Raw genomic sequence first — 2,510 nt, 5'->3', positions numbered from 1 at the left:
GTTCAAATCAAAGAATGCAAAGCTTTATATAATCTTCCCACTGGCGCTCATGAGTTATCGATAAGTTTCATAAATAATGGTTCTTTACTATACCAGCAGATAACAGATGATAAGTTTATTTCTTACCATGATAATGATCGTACATATATGCTTAGTATTACAAAATTAAGTGAAGATGAATTTGGTAAAAGTTTTAATTGTTCAAGTTTAAGCCTTGAAATGATTAACGAAGTCTTGCCAGCATATAAAGCAACACAAGCAATGACGATTACTGAATACATGGATATTTTTGGATTGTTTAAATTCGCCAAGATTGAAATTGGTATTAATGAATTAGCTGGCAAAAAGCTAACGCTTGAATGGGAAGGTGAATCCGATACTAACTTAGCCAGATTGATTAGCTTGGTTAATAAGTTCGGTGGCGAACATGAATTTATTGACAGAATTAACCGAGACGGTACATTAAAACCGACATTGATTAATCTTTATCAAGCAAATAATGGCATTACTCAAGGTGTTGGTACTCGTAGAAATGATAAAACTTTCTACTACAAGCGAAATATCGATACTATTACTCGGACAGTCGATAAAACTAATCTATTTACCGCAATTCATCCAATCGGGAAAGATGACTTAAATATCAGTTCTTTAGAAATTAAAGAATATGATGATGATGGCAATTTATTATACGTTTCTTTAAAAGGTGAACCATATATCCTATGCCCACCAATGCGAGATAGATATCCCTCGCAGATCGTAGATAACACAGAACGTAACTATACATTGCTTGAATGGTCTTACGAAACAGATAACGTCAATACTCTAGCTGGTCAAGGATTAGCTAAACTTAAAACAATCAGTCAGCCAGCGGTCTCTTATGAGGTCACTGGTTATTTTGATTTACAAATTGGAGATACTGTCAAAGCACATGATTCGGGATTTAGTCCGCTATTGTTACTTGAAATGAGGGCTTCTCAAATCGAGAAAGACCATCTGAACAAAGCAAATAATAAAGTAACGTTTGATAATTTCCGAGCATTACAGAACAAGCTGTCACAAGGCATCATTAACAGGCAAGAAAAGCTCGCTAGTGGCATTATTGTCACGATTACATGTGATAAGCCTACAACGATGAAAAACACAGCACAAGACCTCTATTTCACTTGTCAACTTATGCAAGATGGTAAGGGAATTGATGAATACGGTAATCTGTATGAATATTATTGGACTGTCACGCTCTACAAAGAAGACGGCTCAATTCTTACAACATTATCGAAGTTAGGAAAAACAACAGCTTTGATGGCGAATGAATGGCTACCGTCAGCAGTTACATTCAAAGTTGATTTAGATGATTATAGAAAGGTGAATAATTAATGACATTAGCACAACTAAGCGGCGCAGTAGTCAATGATGGTATTAACGGTAAAAATAACATCATTTTAAGCGACACAGCGCCAACCAATCCAGAAGATGGGCAGTTATGGCAAGATACATCAAGTACGCCAGAGATTGTAAGAAAATGGGAAGATTCAACATGGAAAACTTGGGGATTGTATGCACCAAATATCAACGTTGATACGTTATCGGCTTTGGCTATCTCAACAGGTTCATTGACTAATGTATATGAGGTGAATCATCCAACTTATGGTAAGCATAACGGAACGGTTAAGATTGGTGATGATGGCTTCAAGATTGAAGATGTCGCAACATTAGCTGATGGTAAATATAAAGGCACTAAAGTTGACATTACAGGTTCGACACAAGGCACTACTGGCATTTTCATGCAAGAGATACCAGATATTGCAGTGCCTACAAAGTTCAAACAAGTTTGGTATATGGGAGATGGTGTTTATTTTACAGATTCAATTAATAACTATGTCGGATCGGTCACGGCTGAACAATTAACCGCTGTTCCGTTCAAAACATTAACATTAGCTGATGGTATGTTAAGTGATAGCGTAGACAATACCGCCTATAGAAAATTTAAACAGCTTGATGGATCATATAAGGTCGAATTCACGGGAACTCTTTCAAAGAATCCAGCAAGTCCTTTCCCAACTACTAATACTCTGATATTCACATTATCACCAGAGTATCGACCTAGCAGCAGAAAATTAATTAATTGTACGGATGATTTATTGAAAAATATTCGTGTGGAAATTACTACAAGCGGAGCTGTTTACGCTCGTTCAGCTTATGGGAGCAACTATATTAATCTAAGTAGTCTTTCATATACAATTTAATCAAAATAATTGGAAGGTGAGGAAAATGGAAGTGTTTGATTTTTTAAGAGCGGTCGTAATGACTGAAGACGGTAAGATTTTATTTGTTCTATCGCTAATTTGTATTGCAATGATCATTGATTTTGCAAGCGGAACAATTGGAGCGATTATTAATCCAAGTATTGAATTTAAAAGTAAGATTGGTATTAACGGTATTTTGAGAAAGATATCTAGTATTGTACTCTTACTTTTTTTCATTCCGTTATCTATTTTGATTCCTAATAATTT

Annotated in this window: 3 protein-coding genes; all 3 read left to right on the top strand. The window is 35.4% G+C overall.

Annotation, left to right across the window (positions count from 1 at the left end):
- The first annotated feature begins 6 nt into the window (after positions 1-6).
- The gene (locus HOY35_RS13265; protein ID WP_349627515.1) at positions 7-1,374 is read left to right on the top strand and encodes a phage tail spike protein; all 1,368 of its coding nucleotides are present in this window, start codon (positions 7-9) and stop codon (positions 1,372-1,374) included.
- A complete protein-coding gene (locus HOY35_RS13260; RefSeq protein ID WP_172214562.1) occupies positions 1,374-2,243 on the top strand; it encodes a hypothetical protein in 870 nt (289 codons plus the stop codon). The genes HOY35_RS13265 and HOY35_RS13260 overlap by 1 nt, the downstream gene beginning before the upstream one ends.
- A 25-nt stretch (positions 2,244-2,268) precedes the next feature.
- Positions 2,269-2,510 (top strand): phage holin family protein (locus HOY35_RS13255; RefSeq protein WP_172214564.1); only part of this gene is annotated, 242 nt, incomplete at its 3' end.

Source organism: Enterococcus sp. MMGLQ5-1, assembly GCF_013155265.1.
Lineage (GTDB): Bacteria > Bacillota > Bacilli > Lactobacillales > Streptococcaceae > MMGLQ5-1.
This window is presented reverse-complemented; position numbering and strand designations above follow the sequence as displayed.

Bases quoted from the DNA above. Each gene is read 5' to 3' on its own strand.
- HOY35_RS13260 (WP_172214562.1), top strand. From the start codon at position 1,374: ATGACATTAGCACAACTAAGCGGCGCAGTAGTCAATGATGGTATTAAC.